This window comes from Deltaproteobacteria bacterium (assembly GCA_016875395.1).
Lineage (GTDB): Bacteria > Myxococcota_A > UBA9160 > UBA9160 > UBA6930 > VGRF01.
Genome location: VGRF01000027.1, coordinates 1 through 22,311 on the forward strand (window position 1 = coordinate 1; position 22,311 = coordinate 22,311).

Here is a 22,311-nt window from a genome sequence, read left to right on the forward strand (position 1 = left end):
GCGCTTCGGCGCGCTCGCGGCGGCCGGCGCCGCGGCCGCTCGCGGTGCTGCCGCGGGCGCCGCGGCCGTAACGAGTGCCGGGGCCGCGGGGCCGACGCTCTTTGCGAGCCCCGCGAGGTCCGCGGGAATCGCTTCACCTGGCGCGAAGATGAAGCCGATCAAGTCGCCGGGCGCGCACGTCACGTTCTCCGCGATCCAGTGCTTCACCACGCCGGACGCGTCCGCGTCGACCTCGAGCTCGACCTTCTCGGTCTCGAGCCGATAGAGCAGCTTGCCCTTCTCGACGCTCGCGCCGTCCGCCACGTACCACTGCGCGACGACGCCTTCGGACATCGTCATGCCGACTTTCGTGAGGAAGATTTCTGCGGGCATGCAGGCAGTCCTTACTTTGACTTTTCCGCGCGGATCGCCACCGAGGCCAGCGGTGTGCGATCAGAAGCGCGGAGGAAATGAGAGCTCTCGAATCCCTTCGTCAGCCAGCCTTCGCGCGCGGCGCGGCCGAGCACGCGCGGCACGTCGATCACCCACGGGCCATCGCGCTGCACGCGGAGCGTCGCGCGCTGGCCGGGTGCGAGCACGCGCTCACGCTCGCCGTCGAACGCGAGCGCACCGGCTCCGGTGACTTCGACGGGCTCACCGAACGCGATGCGGCGCACGCTGCGCACGCGCACGTCCTGATAGAAGCCGGGTGCGATCGGCGCGTGCACGATGCCGGCGCCCTCGCCGAACTCGAGCAGCAACGCGGCGTCGTCCTCATCGCCGACCGGCGCGACGAGTCCGCCGATCGAGGTGATGCCGACGCCCGCGGGATCCGCACGCGTGAGCAGCGCGAGCACGAGGCGATCCGCGTCGAGCAGCGCGCGCGCGCCCACGAAGCGGTCCTGCGTGAGCACCGCGTCGATCAGCGCGAGATCGGGCTTCTCGCCCGCGATCTCGACGCTCACGGCCTTCGCGCGGCGCGCGGACTCTGCGAGCGGTGCGCGCCCGGTGGCGACGAAACCCGCGGCGGCGCCGGCGAGCGTCGCCTCGACGAAGCGCGGGAACACGTTGTTCGTGCCGGTGGAGACGGGCAGCAGCGGCGCATCGCGCCAACCCGTCGCGAACGCGCGGTTCGTGCCGTCGCCGCCGAGCGTGATCACGGCGCCGCAGCCGGCAGCGCGCAGCGAGATCGCGCCGCGCATGGTGTCGAGCACCGAGCCCGTGCGCGGCGCGGCGACCTCCTGCGCCTCGATCTGGCCCGCGAACTCCGCGAGCGCGTTCGCCGCGAGATCGTGCGTGTCGGGGATGAAGCGGAAGCTGCGCGCGCCCGCCGCGATCGCGCCGACGACGGCGCGCCGCACGATCGCCTGCTTCTCCTGGTTGTCGAACACGGAGGCGCGCGCGACGAGGCGTCTCACGTCCTTGCCGGACGCGGGATTGCAGCAGATGCCGATCGGAGCAGGCACGTGTTCGACTCCGTTCGGCGCGCGCGCTCTTTAGACCGTCTTCCCGATCACGCGCTTGACCTCGGCGACGATCTTCCCGGCGTCGGGCAGATAGTGCTTCTCGAGCGCGGGGCTGAACGGAACCGGCGCGAACGGCGCGCCGAGGCGGCCGACCGGCGCGTCGAGATGATCGAACGCGAGCTCCTGAATCTGCGACGCGATCTCCGCGCCGAAGCCGCCGAAGCGCACGGCCTCGTGCACGACCACCGCGCGGTGCGTCTTCTTCACCGAGCTCACCACGGTCTCGGTGTCGAAGGGCGAGAGAGTGATCGGGTCGATCACCTCCGCGTCGATGCCTTCCTTCGCGAGCTGCTCGGCCGCGTTCAGCGCTTCGTGCCGCATGCGACCCGTCGCGACGATCGTGAAGTTCGAGCCCGGGCGCGCGATGGTCGCCTTGCCGATCGGGATCGAGTACGGCGCCTCGGGCACCTCGCCCATCATCGCGAGCGAGACCTTGTTCATGATCACGATCACGGGGTTGTCGTCGCGCACCGCGGCGATGATCGCGCCCTTCATGTCGTAGGGCGTCGCGGGCATCATCACCTTGAGGCCCGGCAGGTGGACGAGCCAGCTCTCGAGGCTCTGGCTGTGCTGCGCCGCAAAGCTCATGCCGGCGCCGGCGAAGGTGAGCAGCGTGACGGGCAGCTTCGCCTTGCCGCCGAACATGAAGCGCATCTTCGCCATCTGGTTCGCGACTTCGTCCATGCACTCGCCGAGGAAGTCCATGAACATGATGTCGACGATGGGGCGCAGGCCCGTCGCGGCGGCGCCGACGCCGAGGCCGATGATGCCGCTCTCGCTGATCGGCGTATCGATCACGCGCCTCGGCCCGAACTCGGCGAGCAGCCCGCGATAACAACCGAACACCGAGCCCGCGCCCGCGACGTCTTCGCCGGCGATGAACGACTCCGGGAACTCCTGCATCGCCTGGCGCACGCCCTCGGTGATGGCGAGGACGTAGGGAAGCTTGCGCGGGCCCGCCGGCGCCGTGCTCGTTGCTGCTGCTGCCATGGTTTCGACCTCGATTCGTGAATTCAGATTGCGATGCCTGACGACGGATCAGCGGCGAGGCGCAGCCTCGCCCGCTGCATCCGCCCCCGCCGCCCGCGACCGAGGGCCGCGAGGCTCCTCGTACACGCGCAGGGAGGACCAAGTCCGTAACAACTCCACGCCCCTACCTCACGTAGTAGACGTCTTCCGTCAGCTGATCCGGCGTCGGAAACGGGCTCGCTTCGGCGAACGCGATGCCCTCGGCGGCGTCGGTCTTCACGCGCTCGTGCACGGCCTTCGCCTCCTCGCGCGACATCACGCCGAGCGACGCCATGCGCTCCTCGAGCAGCACGATCGGGTCGCGCTTCTTCCAGGCCGCGACCTCTTCGTCCGTGCGATACGCCATGCCCATGCCGCGCACGCCGACGTGGTCGTAGAAGCGATAGGTCTTGAACTCGAGCAGCGTCGGCCCGCCGCCGCTCCGCGCGCGCGCGACGGCTTCCGCCGTCGCCTCGTACACCGCGACCGCGTCCATGCCGTCGGCGATCACGCCGGGCATGCCGTAGCCCGCGGCGCGATCGGCGACGTCCTTGATCGCCTGGTGATTCGCCTGCGAGGTGTACTCGCCGTAGCCGTTGTTCTCGCACACGAACAGCACGGGCAGCTTGTAGAGCGCGGCCATGTTCGCGGCTTCGTGAAAGGCGCCCTCGTTCGAGGCGCCGTCGCCGAAGAACGTGGCCGCGACCTGCTTCGTGCCGCGGTACTTGTTACTGAAGCCTGCACCCACCGCGATCGGCGGACCGGCGCCCACGATGCCGTTCGCGCCCAGCATCCCGACGTCGAGGTTCGAGATGTGCATCGAGCCGCCCTTGCCCTTGCAGTAGCCGGTCGAGCGGCCGAACAGCTCGGCGTACATCGGCTTGAACTCGCCGCCCTTCGCGACGAGGTGCCCGTGCCCGCGGTGCGTGCTCGTGATCTGGTCGTCGTCGTTCAGGTTCACCATCACGCCCGCGGCGACGGCTTCCTGCCCGACGTAGAGATGGAGCGCGCCGGGCACCTTCCCGTTCTCCATCAGCTTGCCGGCCTCTTCTTCGAAGATCCGGATGCGCACCATGCGCAGGTGCATGTCCTTCAGCACTTCGTTCGTGGGCATCTGGGCCACGGGCAGGCTCCTCGGTGTTCGCGGGATTGAACACGTTACACCTGGCCGAAGCGAATTTCGCCCGCCCCCAGGCCGCAAATCGATCTTGTTGCTCGAGCTCCCGAGTCCCACAAACGGCGCTGGTCTCGCCGCGCCTGCGGCGGAGCTGCCGGTTCCCGCAGGAGTGAGCCGCGCGGCGCGCGTGGACGTGACGAAGGCCGCGGACGACTCGACGCGGCGCGCAGAGCTCGCGAGATGCGAATCCCGCTTCAGGGCACCCCCGCTGGCGGCAGCGGCGTCTCGTGCTCGCTGACGCGCAGCGCCACCACGCGCGCGGCCTCTCGCTCGCGCGCAACGCACCACGCACCGATCGATGCAGCGGCTTCGCAGTGCAGGAATGTCACCGTGTGCCACGGCGGCTCGCCGAACGTGGCGAGCGAGTCGTTATGCAGCGACCAGCGCAAACCTGCCACGGCGTCGCGCAGATCGGGCAGCGCACGCGACGCGAACTCGTGCTCGCCCTGCCCCGCTGCGCGCCGCGCGAGCACGATGATTGAAACGCGCGCCGGCTCGCCGCGTGCGCCCGTCTCCTCGACGTCGCGCAGCTCGAAGAAGCGATTGCGCGGCTTGTCCATGAAACGCAGCTCGTCGCGCAGCACCGCATCGCCGGCCGGCGTAGCGAGCTTCGCGACGACACTGCGCATCGCCGCCGCATCCCGGTACGTGAAGGCGGTCGCGACGTCGAAGCCCGCTGCGCCGTGCAGCTCCTCCGTGACGTGGTGGCGCACGTAGCGCAGGAGGCCGCTCATCAGCGGCAGCGCGAGTGGCGCGTGCTGCGTCTCGTAGTGCGCGCGGAACTCGTCGCGCGAGAGGCCGGGCTTGCGCGCGATCAGCGCGAGGGTCTTCACGCGCCCGCGGCCCACCAGGCGCGGATGTAGGCCACGATCTCGTCGGTCTTCGCGCCCATCGTGAAGATCTTAACGACGCCCGCCGCCTCGAGCGCGGCCACGTCCTCCGCAGGAATCACGCCGCCCGCGATCACGAGCTTCTCGCCCGCGCCCTGCTCCCGTAACAAGTGCGCGACGCGCGGCAGGTGCTGCATGTGCGCCGCACTGAGGCTCGAAATGCCGATCACGTCCGCGTCTTCCTGAATGGCGGCGTTCACCACCATTTCGGGCGTCTGCTTGAGCCCCGTGTAGATCACCTCCATGCCCGCATCGCGCAGCGCCTTCGCGATCACCGTGATGCCGATCGTATGAGCATCCAGTCCGAGCTTGGCGAGGAGCACGCGGATTGGGCGGTGGGGGCGGTGCATCGGGGGCTTCATTCTCTTCTGGGTGATCGGGGCACTCGACACTCGATCTTCGCCGTCGAGTTCACCTGGAGCTCGGGCTCGGTTGATCGCTCCGGGAGGTCATCGCAAATTCGTAAGGGATCAGCGGGCTCGCTTGCCGTACCCGCGACGAACCCCCGCGATGCCGGCGGATGCCGCGTTGGGAGTCGACTCGTGACTTGCTCGCATCCTCGCTTCGCGGGCAGAGAGATCGCCACCTCCAGGCTGCGGTCTAAGAAGTCTAAGAAGAGGGGTGAGCGGTGACGATTTGCAGCAGGGCAACTTCGGCAGTTTTCTCAGCAGCGTTCGCGCTCGTCGCGACCTCCGCGGGCGCCTCACCGATTCAGACCCTGACGAATCTCACCAGCGTCACGGTCTTCGAGGCCACGAACACTGTCCACACCATCGACTTCGCGCCGAACGCCCCGGAGTTGTTGGCGAGGCTGCCCGACCCGATTGGAGACACGAGTCGAGACTTCAGCTTCTTCGCCGGTTGACGATCGAAGGCGTCCTGACGCCCGGAGTCCTCGGTGGCGGGATGAACATCACGGGCGTGCGGCTGAACTTCAGCAACGGCGCATCTCCACTGGCGGATTTCGTGTCGAGCTTCCAGGCCGTGTGCGACTTCGGCGGTTGTGTCACCGGCTCCGAATTGTTGGCGGTTGACGGAGACCTCTCCTTCAGCTCCATCCCGCTGCTCGGCGCCACCCTGAACTATCCGACAGATCCGCGGCGAATGCGGCTTACCGTGGGCTGGACCGGGATTTCCGTTGCAGAGCCCGCCTCGTTCGTGCTGGCCGGTCTTGGCCTCGCGGGCCTCGCACTGCGCGGGCGGCGCAAGCAGCGCTGAGCGCGGTTCCACGTCGCGAGCACGCGCGGACGCTCTCACACTCCGCTCGTGAGCGTGTCAGGGGTGTACGTGCCGAACACCTCGCGCAGCGCATCGCAAATCTCGCCCTGCGTCGCGTAGACCTTCACGGCTTCGAGGATCGGCGGCACGAGGTTGCTGCCGTCGATCGCAGCCTCGCGTACCGCTTCGAGCGTCTCGGCGACTTTGCTCGCGTCGCGCTTCGCCTTCACGGCGTGCAGCTTCTCGATCTGGCGGCGCTCCGTCTCTTCGTCGAGGCGGAAGATGTCGATCGCGCGCTTCGCTTCTTCGCGCACGGCGAAGTTCTGGCCGACGAGGACGCGCTCGCCCGTCTCGAGCGCGCGGTTGCGCTCGACTTGCTCGCGCGCGAGCTCTTTCTGGAAGTAGCCGCGCTGGATCGCGGCGAGCGCGCCGCCCATCGCGTCGATCTTCGCGATCTCGGCCATCACGGCGTCTTCGATCTTGCGCGTCATCAGCTCGACCGCGTACGACCCGCCGAGCAGGTCGACCGCGTCGGCCACGCCCGTCTCGTGCGCCACGATGTGCTGGATCGCCGCGCCCACCGCGATCGCGTCCTCGCTCGGCAGCGCGTGGGCCTCGTCGTAGAGCGGGCTCGTCATCGTGGTGGCGCCGCCGCCGAGCGCGCAGGCGAGCATCTGGATCGCGAGGCGCGCGATGTTGTTGAGCGGCTGCTGCAGCGTCATCGACATCGTGCCCGGCGAGCTCATCAGCTTGAGCCGCAGCGACTCGGGCTTCTGCGCGCCGTAGCGCTCCTTCATGATGCGCGCCCAGACCTTTCGGTACGCACGCAGCTTCCCCACGGCCTCCATGAAGTCCATGTCGATGCCGGTAATGAACGAGAAGTACGGCGCGACCTCATCGACGTGGAAGCCGCGCTTCAGGACCGCGTTCAGGTACTCCATCGCGATCGAGAAGCCGAAGGCGAGCTCCTGCACCGGGTTCGCGCGCGCGGCGTAGAGCTGCGCCGAGACGACCGAGATCGGGATCCAGTTCGGGTGATTGCGGATCGTGTACTCGATCACGTCGGTCGAGAGCCGCAGGCCGTGCTCGGGGGGAAAGATGTAGCGCCCGACGCACGTGTACTCGATCAGGATCATGTTCGGCATCTGCAGCGTGAACCTGCGCGGGTCGACTCCGCGCCGCTCGAGCGCCGCGAGGATCAGCGCGAGATTCACCGGCTGCGGACCGTTGCAGACACTTGTTAGGTGCTTCAGCTTCTCGAACGGCAGGTCGAGCGCCGCCTCCATGTCGGCGAGCGTGTCGATCGCGGTGCCCGCGCGGCCCACTTCGCCCGCCGCGAGGGGATGATCGCTGTCGTAGCCGTTCGTGGTGGGCAGGTCGTACTCGATGATCAGCCCCGACAAGCCGCGCTCGAGCATGTACCGCCCGCGCTTCGCCCAGTCGCCGCCGGTCCCGAAACCGGTCACCTGCGCCATCGTCCAGAGCTGGCTGCGATAGCCGTTCGCGTCGGTGCCGCGCGTGAACGGGTACTCGCCGGGGAAGCCGAGATCGCGGGCGTAGTCGAAGCCGATCGCGTCGAGATCGGCGGGCGTCGCGAGGCGGTCCACGGGCCAGTGCATCGCCTGCGTCGTGAACGCCGGCTTGCGCTCGCCCCGCGCGAGCTCGCGCGCGAGCGTGCCCGCCTCCCACGCCGCGCGCTTCGCGCGGATGTCGTCGTTCGCGTCGGCCATGCGCACTCCTTCGCGCGAGCAAGATGCAGCACGCGCGCCCAGATCGCAGCACGCCTCGACTCGCGCGCAGTGCGTGTGCAACATGCCCGCGTGGAAGCACGAGGTGCGGACGCGGACTCGCTCGCGCGGCTGTCGCCGTACCACAAGCGCCTGCTCGCGCTGCTCACCCTCGCGACGGCGATCGAGGGCTTCGACGCCGCGCTGATGATGGTGACGATGCGCGGCGTCGAGCAGACGTTCGGCGCGAGCACGATCGAGGTGTACGACGCGATCTCGTGGCTGAGCTGGGGCGCGATCGCGTCCGGCGTCGTGATCTGGTGGGCGGATCGCGTGGGACGCAAGCCCGCGCTCTTGCTCTCGCTCGCGGCGTACGGCGCGTTCTCGCTCGCGACGGCGCGTGCGGATTCGCTCGCGGCGTTCGCCTGGCTCCAGTGCGGCGGTCGCCTCTTCATGGTCGCGCAGCTCTCACTCGCCTACGTGATGCTGTCCGAGGAGATGCCGCCCGCGCTGCGCGGACGTGCGAACGGACTGCTCGGCACGGCGGCCGGCGTGGGCGCCGCGGTGCCGTTGTTGTTCGCTGGCGTCGACTGGCGCACGACCTACACGATCGGCGCGTTGCCACTGCTGCTCGCGCCGATCTACGCGTTGGCGCTGCGCGAGACCGCGCTGTTCGAGGCGGGCCGGGCGGCGCAAACGCACGCGCGCGACGCGCTGCGCGATCTGCGCGCGTTCACGCGCGGCGGCCTCCTCCCGCGGCTCGCCGCGGTCACTGCGCTCTGGTTCACGCTCAGCTTCTGGTCCGGGGGCGTGCTCGTGGGATTCATCCGCTTCGTCGGCGCCGAACGCGGTTGGGGCGCGGAGATGATCGGCCGCCTGCCGTGGGGAACGATCCCGGCAGGCATCGCGGGCTATCTGCTCGCGGGCTACGCGATGGACCGCCTCGGACGGCGCGCGACGGCGATGCTCTACTTCGCCCTCTCGAGCGCCGCGACGATCCTGTGTTATCAGGCAGAAGGCGCGCTGCCGGTCGCGGCCGCCTACTGCGCGGTGACCGCGCTCGGCGGCGCGTGGACGGTGACGAACACGCTCACCGCCGAGCTGTTCCCGACCGCGCTGCGCGCGACCGCCTCCGGCATCGCGGGCAGCTTGTTAGGGCGCCTCGGCTTCGTGGTGGGCCCGCTCGTCGCCGGCCGCGCGATCGCCGCGTTCGGCGACACCGCGAGCGCAATGTCCGCGCTCGCGCTCGCGAACCTCGCGTGCGTCGCGATCGTCGCGAAGTGGATCCCCGAAACCCGCGGCGCGCGCCTCGCCGACTGACGAGCCCCCTCGCACCCCTCAGCCCATCCCCGCCCCACCCACCCACGCCAGAACGACCTGGAAGTCGAACGCTACTCCCAAGCACGTCGGCCGAGGCCGCAAGCGAAGCGCGCAGCAACGGCGGAGTCTTCGACGCCGTTGCGGAGTCAACGTGGAGGAAGGCGGCGTCCTCGCTGTCCGGGACGCCTCTCGACCCGCGCGCAGCTAGTTGATCCGCGGCGCCTCGGTCGCGGCAGCGGGAGCCGCCGCCGCGCCCGCGAAGATCGCCTCCACCACGTGCTCGCCGGCGCGCAGGAAGCCGCGCACGTCGGCGTGCGCGAGCGCTGCGACCAGCACCTCGTCCATGTGCTCCACGGGGACCAGCTTCAGGCCGCGCGTGATGAGAGCGGGGATCTCCTTGAGGTCCTTCTCGTTCTCTTTCGGAATCACGACGGTCTTGATCCCGCCGCGCAGCGCCGCGATCAGCTTCTCCTTGAGCCCGCCGATCGGCAGCACGCGCCCGCGCAGCGTGATCTCGCCGGTCATCGCGACGCTCGCCTTCACCGGCACGCGCGTCAGCGCCGACGTGATCGCCGTCGCGATCGTGATGCCCGCACTCGGGCCGTCCTTCGGAGTCGCGCCCTCGGGCACGTGGATGTGGATGTCCACCTTCGAGTAGAAGTCCGGCACGAGGCCGAGCTGCTTCCCGCGCGAGCGCACGTACGACATCGCCGCGTTCGCCGACTCCTGCATCACCTCGCCGAGGCGGCCCGTAACGACCAGCTTGCCCGAGCCCGGCGTCACGGAGACTTCGGTCTGCAGCAGCTCTCCGCCCACTTCGGTGTACGCGAGGCCCGTGCACAGGCCCACGCGATCCTCGGTCTCCACCTCGCCGTGGCGGTGCTTGCGCACGCCGAGCAGCTTGCGCACCTGCACGGGCGAGATCTTCTGCTTCTTCGCCTTGTCCTTGCCTTCCTTCGCGACGGCGAGGGCGACCTTGCGGCACAGCGAGGCGAGCTCGCGCTCGAGGCTGCGCACGCCAGACTCGCGCGTGTAGTACCGGATGATCTCGAGAATCGCGGCGTCGTTGATGTCGATGTGCCGCTGTTCGAGGCCGTTCTGCTCGCGCACCTTCGGCACGAGGTAGTCGCGCGCGATCGCGAGCTTCTCGCTCTCGATGTACCCGGGCAGCTGGATGATCTCCATGCGGTCCTGCAGCGGCCGCGGGATCTGGTGCAGCACGTTCGCGGTGCAGATGAACATCACGCGCGAGAGGTCGTAGTCGATGTCGAGGTAGTGGTCGTTGAAGGTGTGATTCTGCTCGGGGTCGAGCACTTCGAGCAGCGCCGACGACGGGTCGCCGCGGAAGTCCATCGACATCTTGTCCACTTCGTCGAGCAGCACGACGGGATTGCCCGAGCCCGCCTTCTTGAGCGACTGGATGATCTTGCCGGGCAGCGCGCCGATGTACGTGCGCCGGTGCCCGCGGATCTCCGCCTCGTCGCGCACGCCGCCGAGGCTGATCCGCACGAAGTCGCGGCCGGTGGCTCGCGCAATCGACTTGCCGAGGGAGGTCTTGCCGACACCGGGCGGGCCCACGAGGCAGAGGATCGGGCCCTTCATCTTCTCGACCAGCGCCCTCACGGCGAGGTACTCGACGATGCGCTCCTTCGGCTTCTCGAGCCCGAAGTGGTCCTCGTCGAGCACGCGCTCCGCATCGCCGATCGAGTGGTTCTCGTCCTTGTACTCGTTCCACGGCAGCGAGAGCATCCAGTCGACGTAGTTGCGGACGACCGTCGCTTCCGCCGCCATCGGCGACATCATCTTCAGCTTCCGGATCTCCTTCTCGGTCCGGTCGCGCGCGTCGTCGGGTATCTTCTTCGCTTTGAGCTGCTCCTCCAGCTCCTGGATCTCGTTCTTGAGGTCGTCCTTCTCGCCGAGCTCCTTCTGGATCGCTCGCATCTGCTCGTTGAGGTAGTACTCCTTCTGCGAGCGCTCCATCTGCTTCTTCACGCGGCCGCGGATGCGCTTCTCGACTTCGAGCACCTCGATCTCGGCCTGCATCAGCGCGAACACTTCTTCGATGCGCTTGCCGGGGTCCGCGAGCTCGAGCAGGCGCTGGCGGTCTTCGAGCTTCGTGTTGAGGTGCGTCGCGATCGTGTCCGCGAGCTTGCCCGGTGCCTGGATCTGGCTGACCGACTGCAGCACCTCCGCGGGGACCTTCTTGTTCAGCTTCACGTAGTTGTCTAAGGTCTGGTGCACGCTGCGCACCAGCGCCTCGATCTCGGGCGTGCGCGGCTCGGTCTCTTCGAGCGCCTCGACGTCGGCCGTGAAGAACGGCTCCTGCTGCACGAAGCGCTTCACGCGCGCGCGCGCGCGGCCCTCGACCAGCACCTTCACGGTTTGGTCGGGCAGCCGTAACAACTGGATGATCGAGCCGAGCGTGCCGACGCGATAGATGTCCTCTTCGCCCGGCTCGTCCTTGCCGGCGGCGCGCTGCGCGGCGAGGAACAGCTCGCGTCCGTTGGCGGCGGCCTCCTCGAGCGCCTTGATCGACTTGGGCCGGCCCACGAACAGCGGCACCACCATCGTCGGGAACACGACGATGTCGCGCAGCGGGAGCAGCGGCATCACGCGCTCGGCCTTCACGGGCGCCGGGGGCGTGCCCTTCGGATCGTCGCTCTTGAAGAAGGACATGCGCTCTCCCCCGCAGCCGCGCTGCCTAAGCGGACTCTGCTTCCCGCTTGTACACGAGCAGCGGCTCCGCGCCCTGCTCGATCACCTCTTCGTTCACCACGCACTCGACCACGTCGTCGCGCGAGGGGATGTCGTACATCACGTCGAGCATCGCGCTCTCGAGGATCGCGCGCAGACCGCGCGCGCCCGACTTGCGCGCGAGCGCTTGCCGCGAGACCGCGCGCAGCGCGCCGTCCGTGAAGCGCAGCCGCACGTCCTCGAGCTCGAACAGCTTCTGATACTGCTTCACCAGCGCGTTCTTCGGGCCGGTGAGGATGTTCACGAGCGCGGCTTCATCGAGCTCGTCGAGCGTCGCGATCACAGGCAGCCGGCCAACGAACTCCGGAATCATCCCGAACTTGAGCAGGTCCTCGGGCTGAATCTCGCGCAACAAGTCGCCAATCTTGCGATCGTTGCGCGACCGCACGTCGGCGCCGAAGCCGATGCCCTTCACGCCGGTGCGGCGCTGGATGATCTCGTCGAGGCCGACGAACGCGCCGCCGCAGATGAACAGGATGTTCGAGGTGTCGACCTGCAGGAACTCCTGCTGCGGGTGCTTGCGCCCGCCTTTCGGCGGCACGCTCGCCATCGTGCCCTCGATGATCTTCAGCAGCGCCTGCTGCACGCCCTCGCCGGAGACATCGCGCGTGATCGACGGGTTCTCGCTCTTGCGCGCGATCTTGTCGATCTCGTCGATGTAGATGATCCCGCGCTGCGCGCGCTCGATGTCGTAGTTCGAGGCCTGCAGCAAGTTGAGGACGATGTTCTCGACGTCCTCGCCGACGTAGCCGGCCTCGGTGAGCGTGGTGGCATCCGCGATCGTGAACGGCACGTCGAGCATCTTCGCGAGGGTCTGCGCGAGCAGCGTCTTGCCGGAGCCGGTGGGGCCGAGCAGCAGGATGTTCGACTTCTGCAGCTCGACGTCGCCGAGGCGGCCCTGATTCTCGATGCGGCGGTAGTGATTGTGGACCGCGACCGCGAGGGCCTTCTTCGCGAACTCCTGCCCGACCACGTAGTCGTCGAGGAAGCTCTTGATCTCCTGCGGCTTCGGAACCTTCGACGTCTCGCGCCGGGCTTCGTCCTGCCCGTACTCCTCGGCGATGATGTCGTTGCACAGCTCGATGCACTCGTCGCAGATGTAGACGGTGGGGCCGGCGATCAGCTTGCGGACTTCGCGCTGGCTCTTTCCGCAGAAGGAGCACGACAGGTTCGCGTTGTCGTCCCGCTTCTTCACGTCTTCGCCGCCCCCCGAATGCCGCGCTGCGCAGGGGTCGCGGCCACGGGCCGCGGCCGATGTGCCGCTACTTGGTCGACGATCCCGTACGTCCGGGCCTCGTCTCCATTCATATAGTAGTCGCGCTCGGTATCGCGGGCGATCTGCTCCACCGCCTGTCCCGTGTGGCTCGAGAGCACTTCGTTCAGGCGATCGCGCAGCTTGAGGATCTCTTTGGCCTGGATGTTGATGTCCGAGGCCTGACCGCGCGCGCCGCCCCACGGCTGGTGAATCATCACGCGCGAGTTCGGCAGCGCGCTGCGCTTGCCATTCGCGCCGGCTGCGAGCAGCACCGCCGCCATCGACGCCGCCTGCCCCACGCAGAACGTCGACACGTCGGGGCGGATGTATTGCATCGTGTCGTAGATCGCGAGACCCGCGCTGATCGCGCCGCCGGGCGAATTCACGTAGAGGTGGATGTCCGCGCTCGGATCCTCGGCTTCGAGGAACAGCAGCTGCGCGATGATCAGGTTCGCGTACTCGTCGTGAATCTGGCCGCTCAGGAAGATGATGCGGTCGCGCAGCAGCCGCGAGTAGATGTCGTACGAGCGCTCACCGCGGTGATCTTGCTCGACGACCATGGGGATCAGCGGCATGCGCGTCGCGGCTCCGGCTCTCGAATGCGCCCGGCTTCACGCGCGAGCGAGACTTGTTAGGAACCGCGCGACCGATCACCCCCGTTCGGCCCCGCTGCGCGGCTTTCGCGCGCAATTTGCGCGCTAAGCGAGCGGCTAGGCCACAGTAGCCAGCGAGAGCACTCGGTCAAGCGCGGCATCGATGCGCAGTCGCCCGCGCAGGTTCTCCAGCATGTCGCGCTCGTCGTACTGCTTGCGCAGGCGATCGGCAGCGAGGCCCTGATCGCGCGCCATCTGCGCGATGCGCTCGTCGAGCTGCGCGTCCGCGATCTCGATCTTCTCGGCGTCGGCGATGGCTTCGAGCAAGAGGCTCTCGCGCACCTCCTTCTCCGCCTCGGGCCGCCACTCCTCGCGCCACTGATCCATGCGCTGGTGCAGCTCCTCGTGCGGCATGAATTGCCCGAGCTGCTGATACGCCATCTCGAGGCGCTGCGAGACGCGGCGCGTCACGAGGCCCGGCGGCACGTCGAACGAGGCGCGCGCGACGAGCGCCTCCATCACGCTGCGCCGCAGCTCTTCCTTCGCGCTGCGCTCCTTGCGCGTCTCGAGGTCGCTGCGCACGCGCGCGCGCAGCGCATCCACCGTGGTCACGCCCTCGTCGCCGAGCGACTTCGCGAACTCGTCCGTGAGCGCCGGCGTCTCGCGCTTCTGGACCTTCTTCACCTGCGCCGCGAACACGGCGCTCTTGCCGGCGAGCTCCTTCGCGCCGTAGTCGGCGGGGAAGGTCACGCGCAGCTCGCGCGCGTCGCCGGCGCGCGCGCCCTTCAGCTGGTCCTCGAAGCCCGGGATGTAGCCGCCGGAGCCGATCTCGATGAACGAGTTCTCGGCGCTGCCGCCCTCGAACGCGACGCCGTCGATCGTTCCCTGATAATCGAGCGTGAGCGTGTGGCCCGTATCCGCGGGGCCGTCGACGTCCGCCAGCGGCGCACGCCGATTGCGCAGCGCCTCGAGCTCTTGCTCCACCTCCGCGTCCTGCACCTCCACGCGCGGCTTCGTGCCCGGGAGCCCGCGCCACTCCGGCAGCTCGATCTTCGGCAGCACCTCGATCGTGGCGGTGTACTTGAACGCGCGATCCTGCGCGGGCGGCTCCGTCTCGATCTCCGGCTCGGCGATCGGCGCGACGCCCGCCTGCGCAATCGCCTCCGGGAACGTCTGATTCACGAGCGTGCGCTCGATCTCTTCGCGCAGCGACGCGCCGTACAGGCTCTCGAGCACCCCGCGCGGCGCCTTGCCCGGGCGGAAGCCCTTCACCGTGACGCTGCGCCCGAGGTCGCGATACGCGTCGTTGAAGGCCTTGCGCACGCGCTCGGCGTCGACCTCGACGGTCAGGATGCGCACGACGGGGCTGGATTCGACCGCGGAGACGGAGACGCTCATGGATCCTCTCGAGAGATTGCTGGTGCCGGGGACAGGACTCGAACCTGCACGTCCAATGGACAGAGGCTTCTAAGACCTCTGCGTCTGCCAGTTCCGCCACCCCGGCGCGGGGAGGCGAGCGAAGGTAACCGCTTCTCCGGGATTTCGAGCCGTGCGCTTTTGTCTTGTTTGCGTCGCAAAGCGCTCCGAAGACTTCGCGCTTTGCTGCGCGCTTCGCTTGCGGCCTCGGCCGACACGCTTGGGAGGAGCGTTCGACTTCGAGGTCGCTCTGCCATCGCGGCCGTACGTCAATGCACCGAGGTCTGCAGATTGCTCCAAGAGTTCGGGGCGCGGCGCTTGAAGGCGCATGCGCGGGGCGCTCTCGCCCTATCTCTAGATGGGGCATGATCGCGGCATGAAGGTCGGGGTTTTGCAGTTCTTTTCTTGGCCGGATCGGAAGGTGCCGCTGCCGGCGGTGTATCAGCGGGCGCTGGCGCGCGTGGATGTCATGGAGCGCGGCGGGTACGACGCGATCTGGCTCGCGGAGCACCACTTCACGGGGTACAGCGTGTGCCCCTCGGTGCACGTGATGGCGACGCACATCGCGGCGCGCACGCAGCGGCTGCGCATCGGCACCGCGGTCACGCTCGCGGCGCTCTATCACCCGCTGCGCATCGCGGAGGAAGTCGCGCTGCTCGACGTGCTCTCGGGTGGGCGCGTGAATTGGGGCGCGGGGCGCGGCTTCGACGCGACGGAGTTCGCGAACTTCGGCGTCGCGACGGAAGAGAGCGGCCCGCGCTTTCGCGAGGCCGTCGAGGTCGTGCTCGCGGCGTGGAAGAGCGAGCGGCTCACGTTCTCAGGGAAGTACCACCAGTTCGCGAACCTCGAGGTGCTGCCGAAGCCGCTGCAGCAGCCGCTGCCCGCGTGGATCGGCGCGACTTCGGCGGATCCGATCCTCTGGGCCGCGAGCCGCGGGCTCTCGATCCTGATGGATCCGCACTCGACGCACGGGCAGATCGCGCGCAAGCGAGAGCTCTACCGCGAGAAGCTCGAAGCCAGCGGCTTCTCGATCGCGGGGCGCGATCTCCCGATGGCGCGCCTCGTCGCGATCGCCGACAGCGACGCGGAAGCCGAAGCCGTCGCACGCCGCGGAGCCGCCTGGACCACGGGCTCCTACGTCAAGGCGAAGACGATGAACGCCTTCCGCAGCGACGGCGCCGAGCTCGATCCCACCGAGCACTACCTGAACGACGTCATCGTCCACGGCAGCCCCGACAAAGTCGTCGACCAGCTGCAACGGCTACAGAGCGAGATGTTCCTCGACTACCTGATGCTCGCCCCACTCAGCGAGCGCACCTTCCAGCTCTTCACCGACAAGGTGCTGCCCCGAATCCAATAACAAGCACCGCACGCCCGAGTGCATCGACGCGCCGAGGCCACGCAGGAGCGACCTCGAAGTCGAGCCAACGCTCGAGCAGGTCGGCCGAGGCCGCAAGCGAAGCGCGCAGCAGCGGCCGAGTCTTCGAGGCCGATGCGAAGTCAACCAGGAAAGATCGATTCGTCCTACGCCGCCTACGGCGGCGTGGGACGAATCGGCGCGAAGCCAATCAGGGCATCCAACTGCGCCCCGGTCCCCAGCCCATGCATCGGCAGAGCCGATGCGAAGCGGCCCACGTCGTCGTGCAGCGCCATGTAGTTGAGCACGATCGACTCGGCGAGCAGCTGCACGTTGTTGCTGATGCGCGACGCGTTCGTCTCGACGTCGCCGCTCGGGCGATAGTGGCCGATCTGGCGGCCGGGCCGCGTGAGCGCATCGCTCGCGCTCGAGGAAGGAGATCGCGCGCCCGACTTCGAAGCGCGCAGCGTCGTCGGCGACGCCGAGGTCGCGCTCCACGCAATGCGCGGCAAGGTCGTCCTCGTCGACTTCTGGGCCTCGTGGTGCACGCCGTGCCAGGCCGCGATGCCGCAGCTCGAGAAGATCTCGAAGGAGTTCCCCGCCGACCGCTTCGTCGTGCTCGGCGTGAACGTGGACAAGAAGCTCGAGGACGCGCGCAAGGCGCTCGCCAAGCGCCCGGTCTCTTACCTGAACGCGAGCGACCCGACGGGGATGCTCCCGAAGCGCTTCGGCCTCGAGACGATGCCGACGACGTACCTGATCGACGAGACGGGCGTCGTCCGGCTCGTGCACCGCGGCTACCGCAACGGAGACATGGACGAGATCCGCAAGCACGTCCAGAAACTCCTCGACAAGAAGAAGAGCTTAACATGCACGGCAAGCTCGTGTTGTTAGGGATCCTCGCGATGCTCGCGAGCGCGTGCACGCACGTCGACCCGTGGGAGCGAAATCTCCTCGCGCGGCCCGACATGGCGTGGGAAGTGGACGACGTGACCGCGACGCAAGAGAACCACACCTACTTCGCCAAGGAGGCCGCGATGCCCGGCGGCGGCGTGGGTGGCGGCGGCTGCGGCTGCAACTGAGCGCGAGCGGAGGGGAACGCGATGCGCGAGAGGACGAAGCGACGTGCCCGCACGGTGAGGCGCGCTGAAGAGCGGCGCGCGCTCGGCACGCTGGCGGCGCTCACGAGCAGCGCGCTCGCGCTGCTGCCGGGGCTCGCGGGTGCCCAGACCGACAACGGCTGGGAGCTCGACTACGGCTACTCGATGTACTCGGAGGGCCGCATCGGGGCGAGCAAGATCAGCGCCGGCAGCCGCGACCGCTACGACATCGACACGCACCAAGCGAAGCTCGCCGTGCCGATCGGCTCGCACATCTCGCTCGGCCTCGACGTGATGTACGAGAAGATGACGGGCGCCTCGCCGTGGTTCATCGAGCCGAACCTCGCGGGCGATCCGGTCGTCGTGATGACCGGCGCGAGCATTCAGGACACGCGCACCGACATCCTCGGTTCGGTGAAGTTCATCGGCGAGAAGTCGCGCACGACGCTCGCCGGCGGCACTTCGTTCGAGGACGACTACTCGTCGATCAACTTCAGCTTCGGCCGCGAGAAGGACTTCAACGAAAAGCTCACCACCTTCTCGTGGGGCATCGGCTTCTCGACGGATGACATCGATCCGACCGCGACCTCGTTCGATCCGAACCCGAGGAAGCGCACCAAGAAGACCGGCACGTTCTCGCTCGGCCTCTCGCAGGTGATCGACCGCGCGTCCGTCGCGCAGACTTCGCTCACGCTGCAGTACGCCGACGGCTTCCTCAGCGACCCGTACAAGCTCGTGCACGCGAGCGGCACGAACCTCGCCGACCACCGCCCCGGCACGCGCACGCAGCTCTCGTGGCTCACGCGCTACCGGCGCCACTTCGAGCGCGCGCGCGGCTCGCTCCACGCCGACTACCAGCTGGCGTGGGACACCTTTGGAGTCGTCGGCAACACCCTCGAGCTCGGGTGGTATCAGGACGTGTTCGGCCTGGTCACCGTCGCGCCGTCGGTCCGTTACTACACGCAAAGCGCCGCCGACTTCTATGCGCCCTATTTCGCCGCGGGCTTGCTGCCGAGCGAGAACGCATCGAGCGACTACCGGCTCTCTCCCTACGGCGCGATCTCGTACAAGCTGCGAGCGGATCTGCGTCTCGGCGATCTGCTCAAGGTTGCGAATGCGACGCTCGGCGTGCAGTACGAGCACTATCAGAGCGGCGGCAACTTCCGACTCGGCGGCGTGGGCACCGAGAACCCGGGGCTGGTCGACTTCGACGTTCTTCTCGTGACTTTGCGGACCGGGTTCTAGGTCAGGTGTATTCGAGGCGCCGCGTTTCTCCTCGTGCTTCGCTCGGCTCCGAAGACTCCGCCTCGCTGCGCGCCGCGGCACGCACCGCGCACGTCCCGGCTTGGGCGCTCGCGGCTTGCGGTATCCAGCGAGCCCGCGTTTCGTCGTCAGGAATCAGCTGCTTTTGTCGTGAGGTGCCGCTTCGCTCCTCGACTCCTCTTCGCTTCGTGATCCGGTGATCGGATGCGCGTCTTCTCGTTCAAAGCGATGGGCAGCCCGTGCGAGATTCGCATCTACGGCGACGAGCGCGCGGACGCGATCGCGGCGGCGGCGCAGGCGGAAGTGGTGCGGCTCGAGGCGAAGTACTCGCGCTATCGCGAGGACAGCTTGGCTTCGCGCATCAATCGCAGCGCGGGCGATGCGCGCGGCGTCGAGGTCGATGGCGAAACGGCGCGCCTGCTCGACTATGCGGCGACGGCGTGGCGCGAGAGCGAGGGCCGCTTCGACGTGACGTCGGGGATCCTGCGGCGCGCGTGGAACTTCAAGTCGGGGCGCGTGCCCGAGCAGCGCGAGATCGACGCGCTGCTTCCGCTGATCGGCTGGGATCAGGTCGTATGGCATGCGCCGCGCATCGTGCTCCCGCGCGCGGGCATGGAGATCGACTTCGGCGGCTACGTGAAGGAGTACGCGGCGGACCTCGCGGCTGCGAAGTGCCGCGAGCTCGGCGCTCGCCACGGGCTCGTCGATCTCGGCGGTGACCTCGCCGTGATCGGGCCGCATCCGAGCGGTGTGCCGTGGCGCATCGGAGTGCGCGATCCGCGCGCACCCGAGCGCGCCCTCGCGTTCGTCGCGCTGAGCGGCGGCGGCCTCGCGACGAGCGGCGACTACGAGCGCTGCATCGTCGCGAACGGCACGCGCTACGGGCACGTCCTCGATCCGCGCACCGGCTGGCCCACGCGCGGGCTCGCGTCCGTAACGACTGCGGCGCCTGCGTGCCTCGTCGCCGGCACGCTCACGACGAGCGCGATGCTGCGCGGCGAACGCGGCGGCGCCTGGCTCGACGCGCTCGGCGCGAGCTCGCTCTGGGTGCGCGACGACGGACAACTGGGCGGACGCCTCGCCCCGCGCGCGAGCTCGGCCCCGACGCATTCGCACGCAACGCCCGCGCGCATCTGAGCGCAAGCGAAGCGCGCAGCGAGCCGCAGGCGAGCGAAGTTAAGTGCGGTAGCAGCCGAGCGAAGTTAAGTGCGGTAGCAGCCGAGCGAAGTCACTGCGGCAGCGGTGCGATCAGCTCGGGCGACCAACCACGCTGCTCGATCTCGGGCAACGCGTCGATCGCGTCGATCGCATGTGGAAAGCCCGCGACGACGACATCAAAGCGCTGCGCGCCGTCCCACGTCCAGGCGACGACGCGCGCTCGCGTGCCGGCGATGTCGCCGACCTCTGCGGCGAGCGCCTGCGCGTCCGCCTCGCGCGTGCGCGTCGCGACGAGCAGCGCCCACGTCGCGCGTTTCCCGCGCAGCGCGCCGTGGCGAGCGAGTGCACGCTCGTGAGCCGTGCGCATGCGGATCGAGTCCGCGAGGCGCTCGTCGGCGCTGCGCTCGATTCGCGCTTCGAGCGCCATCACGATGCGGCGCTCGCTCTCCTGCGACTGCCGCTGAGTGAGCAAATGCCCGAGCACCGGCGTGTCCATCAGATACGGCGGCCCCGTCGCGATCTCGGAGCCGCCGCGCTGAAGCAGCATGCCGAGCACCGCCATGCCGCCATCGTCCACGCGTGTGTGCGCCTGCAGCGTGCGCTTCACGAGCGTGGGCCCGACGGCCGCATTCCCGAGGCTCGGCGCGACGCCCGTGACCTCCAGCTCGACGGCGATGAGAACGTCGCCCGCTTGGCCCGCAACGGGCTTGAGGCGCAGGCGCACGCCCACGTCTTGGCGCTCGATGTTCACGCGAGTCGTCAACGGATCGTCCGTGCTTCCCCCGGCGGAGTCGCTTGCCGCAGTCGGAATCGGCACGTTGAAGCCCGCCGAGAGCTCGTGCTCTTCGCCGCTCGTCGTGAGCAGCTGCGGCTGCATCAGCGAGCGCACGCGCACCTCGCCCGCCCGCGCGCGAATCTGCGCGGCTTCGCGCACGTTGACGTTGACGACCCGCCCGTCCGGAGTCGTGACCGGGATCGTGAACAGGCTGCGACGCCGATATCCACCGAAGAACGTCGGGTCGACTCCACCAGGCGGCGCGAGGCCGAAGGGATCACCGATGCCGACACCGAAGACCGTGCGCCTCGGGTTCGACGGATCGGTGGAGGGGAGGAATGCGTCGACCCCGAGCGCGAGGTCGCCCGTCGTCGTCACTTCGGAGATGTGCGCGCGCACGGAGATCGTCGGCGGTGAGACGTCGAGCTGCTCGAGCAAGCGCCGCACCTCGCGCTGCGCCTCGGCGCCTCCGCTCACGAGCAGCGATCGGCTCGGCGCGTCGGCCACGACGGCGGCGCGGCCGAGCTGAAGCGCGGGAGCGCGGCCCGGCGCGCCCGCAGCGGAGCCGCCGCTCGCGATTCCCGTGAGCAGCGTCGCGACCTTCTCGGGGTCCGCGAAGCGCATGCGAAACACCGCGACGTCGCCATCGATTTCGGGTGCGACATCGAGCTCGTCGATGCGCGCGCGCAGCGCGGCGAGCGCCTCGGGCTCCGCGCGCGCGATCAGCGCGTTGGTGCGCTCGTCGAGAAAGAGCTCGGCGCGCGCGCGGCCGGTGAACGGGTCGACGAGTGAGTCCGCGAGCAGCGCCTGCAGCTCCGCGGCACTGCGCCAGCGCGGGCGAAGCACGGCCAGCTCGCGCCGCGACGTCTCGTCGAGGGCGCGCGCGAGCGCGTGCCAGCGCTGCACTGCGGACTCGGGCCCGATCAGGACGACGCCGTTGGTCGGCGCGTGCGCGACCGCCGTGACCGTCGCGCCGGAGAACGTCTGCATCGCGTTCACGATCTGCTCCGCGGTGGCGTCGCGGAAGTGCACGAGCGCCGTGACGAGGCGCGCGCGGTCGCGCGAGAGCGTGCGACCTGCGCGCGGCGCACGGCTGCGCGCGTCGTCGAGCGGCAGCACGAGCCACTCGCCCTGAGCCGCAGGCACCGCCGCGAAGCCTTTGCCCTCGAGCGTCGCGTGCAGAATCTCGAGCGCTTCACTCTTCGTGACGGGCGCCGTGACGATGACGGTCGCCGTGCCCTGGAGGCGGTCGTCGTAGATGAACGTCTCGCCCGTGATGCGCTGTACCTCGTTCACGAGCTGCGCGAGCGGCGCGCCCCGGAGGCGCAGCGTCACGCGCGATTCCTCTCGCGCGAGCCGTGCGAACTCGATCGAAATCAGCGGGCCTTGGCGGGAGAGCTGCGCGGCGGCGCCGGGCGCGCGCTCGATCCGAACCGTGACTGCGCCCGATTCCTCGCTCGCGCTCACACCGCGAATCGCGGTGCCCGCGGCGGGAGGCAGCGCACGCGCCGCTCGCGGCCCGAGCACGGCGCCGGGCAGCTCGAGCACGACGCGACCGGGTGCTTCGACCACGAGCCGCGGCGCCACCGCGCCGTCCACCTGTACGAGTACGTGATCGCCGCGCGGCCCGCGGTCCACCTCGATGGAGCGCACGCGCGCGGGCTCCTCGTCCTGCGCGCGCCCGAGCTGCGGCGCGCCTAACAACAGCGCCGTGAGACCGATGCGCAGCGCACGCGAGCGGATCATGCCCGCAACGTAGCCGCGTGCTCGGTCCGAGAATCGCAACGCGCGGCCA

Annotated in this window: 20 protein-coding genes and 1 tRNA gene; 7 read left to right on the forward strand and 14 right to left on the reverse strand. The window is 69.0% G+C overall.

Features of this window, described 5'->3' with window-relative positions; translation table 11 throughout:
- The 6 genes from FJ091_17490 to FJ091_17515 form a co-directional block, all read right to left on the reverse strand.
- A partial coding sequence (locus tag FJ091_17490) for a lipoyl domain-containing protein (GenBank protein ID MBM4385149.1) occupies positions 1–372 on the reverse strand: 372 nt, incomplete at its 3' end.
- 11 nt (positions 373–383) lie between these two features.
- On the reverse strand, positions 384–1,445 hold the full coding sequence (locus tag FJ091_17495; GenBank protein ID MBM4385150.1) for an NAD(+)/NADH kinase: 1,062 nt from the start codon (positions 1,443–1,445) through the stop codon (positions 384–386).
- Positions 1,446–1,475: 30 nt separating this feature from the next.
- On the reverse strand, positions 1,476–2,495 hold the full coding sequence (locus tag FJ091_17500) for an alpha-ketoacid dehydrogenase subunit beta (GenBank protein MBM4385151.1): 1,020 nt from the start codon (positions 2,493–2,495) through the stop codon (positions 1,476–1,478).
- Positions 2,496–2,658: 163 nt separating this feature from the next.
- Complete coding sequence (locus FJ091_17505; protein MBM4385152.1) at positions 2,659–3,588, reverse strand: thiamine pyrophosphate-dependent dehydrogenase E1 component subunit alpha; 930 nt, start codon at positions 3,586–3,588, stop codon at positions 2,659–2,661.
- 296 nt (positions 3,589–3,884) lie between these two features.
- The gene (locus tag FJ091_17510) at positions 3,885–4,523 is read right to left on the reverse strand and encodes an EthD domain-containing protein (protein MBM4385153.1); all 639 of its coding nucleotides are present in this window, start codon (positions 4,521–4,523) and stop codon (positions 3,885–3,887) included.
- Entirely contained in the window at positions 4,520–4,930 is a 411-nt protein-coding gene (locus FJ091_17515; GenBank protein ID MBM4385154.1) for a cobalamin B12-binding domain-containing protein, read from the reverse strand. The genes FJ091_17510 and FJ091_17515 overlap by 4 nt, the downstream gene beginning before the upstream one ends.
- A gap of 511 nt (positions 4,931–5,441) precedes the next feature.
- On the opposite strand from FJ091_17515, the gene FJ091_17520 reads away from it, so the two are divergent.
- Positions 5,442–5,798: a PEP-CTERM sorting domain-containing protein gene (locus FJ091_17520; GenBank protein ID MBM4385155.1), complete on the forward strand. Its 357-nt coding sequence runs from the start codon at positions 5,442–5,444 to the stop codon at positions 5,796–5,798.
- Positions 5,799–5,833: 35 nt separating this feature from the next.
- Here FJ091_17520 and FJ091_17525 read toward each other — a convergent pair whose 3' ends face one another.
- The gene (locus tag FJ091_17525) at positions 5,834–7,528 is read right to left on the reverse strand and encodes a methylmalonyl-CoA mutase (GenBank protein ID MBM4385156.1); all 1,695 of its coding nucleotides are present in this window, start codon (positions 7,526–7,528) and stop codon (positions 5,834–5,836) included.
- A gap of 90 nt (positions 7,529–7,618) precedes the next feature.
- On the opposite strand from FJ091_17525, the gene FJ091_17530 reads away from it, so the two are divergent.
- Positions 7,619–8,845 (forward strand): MFS transporter, encoded by a 1,227-nt coding sequence (locus FJ091_17530; GenBank protein MBM4385157.1) that lies wholly within the window; start codon positions 7,619–7,621, stop codon positions 8,843–8,845.
- A 204-nt stretch (positions 8,846–9,049) separates the two neighbouring features.
- Here FJ091_17530 and lon read toward each other — a convergent pair whose 3' ends face one another.
- The 5 genes from lon to FJ091_17555 all read right to left on the reverse strand — a co-directional run bounded on the left by lon (position 9,050) and on the right by FJ091_17555 (position 14,951).
- A complete protein-coding gene (lon, locus tag FJ091_17535; protein MBM4385158.1) occupies positions 9,050–11,521 on the reverse strand; it encodes an endopeptidase La in 2,472 nt (823 codons plus the stop codon).
- Positions 11,522–11,546: 25 nt separating this feature from the next.
- The gene (gene clpX / locus FJ091_17540) at positions 11,547–12,794 is read right to left on the reverse strand and encodes an ATP-dependent Clp protease ATP-binding subunit ClpX (protein ID MBM4385159.1); all 1,248 of its coding nucleotides are present in this window, start codon (positions 12,792–12,794) and stop codon (positions 11,547–11,549) included.
- Positions 12,791–13,429, reverse strand: coding sequence for an ATP-dependent Clp endopeptidase proteolytic subunit ClpP (clpP, locus tag FJ091_17545; protein MBM4385160.1), 639 nt, complete (start codon positions 13,427–13,429; stop codon positions 12,791–12,793). The genes clpX and clpP overlap by 4 nt, the downstream gene beginning before the upstream one ends.
- 135 nt (positions 13,430–13,564) lie before the next feature.
- Positions 13,565–14,845, reverse strand: a complete 1,281-nt coding sequence (gene tig / locus FJ091_17550; protein ID MBM4385161.1) for a trigger factor — start codon at positions 14,843–14,845, stop codon at positions 13,565–13,567.
- Between the two features lie 20 nt (positions 14,846–14,865).
- Positions 14,866–14,951: transfer RNA gene (locus tag FJ091_17555), tRNA-Leu, on the reverse strand.
- Between the two features lie 288 nt (positions 14,952–15,239).
- Here FJ091_17555 and FJ091_17560 point away from each other — a divergent pair.
- On the forward strand, positions 15,240–16,223 hold the full coding sequence (locus FJ091_17560) for an LLM class flavin-dependent oxidoreductase (GenBank protein MBM4385162.1): 984 nt from the start codon (positions 15,240–15,242) through the stop codon (positions 16,221–16,223).
- A 173-nt stretch (positions 16,224–16,396) separates the two neighbouring features.
- Here FJ091_17560 and FJ091_17565 read toward each other — a convergent pair whose 3' ends face one another.
- Positions 16,397–16,552: a hypothetical protein gene (locus tag FJ091_17565; GenBank protein ID MBM4385163.1), complete on the reverse strand. Its 156-nt coding sequence runs from the start codon at positions 16,550–16,552 to the stop codon at positions 16,397–16,399.
- A gap of 76 nt (positions 16,553–16,628) precedes the next feature.
- Here FJ091_17565 and FJ091_17570 point away from each other — a divergent pair, with 76 nt between their 5' ends.
- The 4 genes from FJ091_17570 to FJ091_17585 all read left to right on the forward strand — a co-directional run bounded on the left by FJ091_17570 (position 16,629) and on the right by FJ091_17585 (position 19,720).
- Positions 16,629–17,114 (forward strand): TlpA family protein disulfide reductase, encoded by a 486-nt coding sequence (locus FJ091_17570; GenBank protein ID MBM4385164.1) that lies wholly within the window; start codon positions 16,629–16,631, stop codon positions 17,112–17,114.
- A complete protein-coding gene (locus tag FJ091_17575; protein MBM4385165.1) occupies positions 17,090–17,302 on the forward strand; it encodes a DUF4266 domain-containing protein in 213 nt (70 codons plus the stop codon). Before FJ091_17570 ends, FJ091_17575 begins: the two co-directional genes overlap by 25 nt.
- A gap of 54 nt (positions 17,303–17,356) precedes the next feature.
- On the forward strand, positions 17,357–18,565 hold the full coding sequence (locus tag FJ091_17580) for a DUF3570 domain-containing protein (GenBank protein MBM4385166.1): 1,209 nt from the start codon (positions 17,357–17,359) through the stop codon (positions 18,563–18,565).
- Between the two features lie 222 nt (positions 18,566–18,787).
- On the forward strand, positions 18,788–19,720 hold the full coding sequence (locus FJ091_17585) for an FAD:protein FMN transferase (protein MBM4385167.1): 933 nt from the start codon (positions 18,788–18,790) through the stop codon (positions 19,718–19,720).
- Positions 19,721–19,811: 91 nt separating this feature from the next.
- On the opposite strand, the gene FJ091_17590 is transcribed toward FJ091_17585, so the two are convergent.
- Entirely contained in the window at positions 19,812–22,262 is a 2,451-nt protein-coding gene (locus tag FJ091_17590; GenBank protein ID MBM4385168.1) for a hypothetical protein, read from the reverse strand.
- Positions 22,263–22,311: the final 49 nt, after the last annotated feature.